General features: G+C 26.5%; 1 protein-coding gene and 1 pseudogene. Both read right to left on the bottom strand.

The genetic code is table 11. The features are described 5' to 3' along the window. On the bottom strand, positions 1-574 hold a 574-nt coding region (gene fic / locus ACERKK_RS13155), incomplete at its 3' end, for a protein adenylyltransferase Fic (RefSeq protein ID WP_373773528.1). A 243-nt stretch (positions 575-817) separates the two neighbouring features. Then, positions 818-1,228: pseudogene (locus ACERKK_RS13150) on the bottom strand (glycine--tRNA ligase subunit beta); the annotation flags it as partial.

The raw sequence follows: 1,228 nt of genomic DNA, 5'->3' as shown, positions 1-1,228 counted from the left end.
CCTCGTAATAGTAACTAGCATCAATACCTTTCATAAATACATCAGCATTATTTATTTCATCACTTAGGGCATTCTTTAGAAGTAGTTTAATTTCTGTATCTTTTACAGGACTTCTCTCCATTGCAAAAATGTAATCATCTCTATCAATACTATTCCAATCAACAACTTTTTTAATTTCATCTTTTAATATTAGGTCAAGCCAGATTCTCATACTTCTACCATTTCCCTCTCTAAAAGGGTGAGCTACATTCATCTCTACATATTTTTCAACTATTTCATCGAAAGAAGATTGAGGCATTTTTTCTATATTTTTAAGCGCATCGTTTAAGTAAGTAATTGGTGCAAATCTAAAGTTTCCTTTTGAAATATTTACATCTCTTACAATACCAGTGAAATCATAAATATCTTCAAAAAGCTTACAATGAATAGTTGATAAACTTTCAAAACTACCAAAATCCAAGGTATCAAAAAAACCACTTTCAAAAAGCTTTTTAGCTTTTAGCTTACTAATTCTTTCTTCTTCATTTGCTAATTCTATTTCACTTTTAATTCCAAGTTTATTTTTTAATATCATTACAATTCCTTTACATAAAACATCTTATCTATTTCTTAAAGTTCTAGGCTAATATATGCCTCTTAAATTATCTTGTATTGTATCTAATATATATTTTCAACTTTATTATTCCTTGTAATTTCATATATTCTGGGTAAAAAGTAGGAATATTTGTGATTTTTTGTATTTTATTATAGTAAGTTGAAAATTAATGAAAGCTTCAAAGTGCCATTATTTGGCACCTTGAGGATAGTTGTAGTTAGATTATATTGTAATTTCTTTAATATCAGCGATATTTCTAAATGCTTGATATACTAGACCAATTGTATTTTTTCTATTTGTTTTAATAGCTTCATTTTCATGATTTACAAATACACTGTCAAAGAAGTTGTCTAATTGTGGTTTAAGTGCAAATAATGCTTCAAGTTCTTCATCATAAGTAGTGTAATCTTTTGATGTTACTTCTACATATTTTGAATATAAATCTTTTTCTGCATCATCTTCAAATAATGAATCATTTACTTCAAGTTTAGAATCAATATCTAAATCTTTGATAATATTTGCAACTCTTTTAAATGTTGCAGAATACTCTTTGAAGTTATCACTTTGAACAACTGGATTTAATGCACATAATTTTTTAGAAATTTTGTAAACATCTGTTTCACCACTTCCTAA

Origin of the sequence: Poseidonibacter sp. (genome assembly GCF_041821165.1) — a bacterium.
Lineage (GTDB): Bacteria > Campylobacterota > Campylobacteria > Campylobacterales > Arcobacteraceae > Poseidonibacter.
This window is presented reverse-complemented; position numbering and strand designations above follow the sequence as displayed.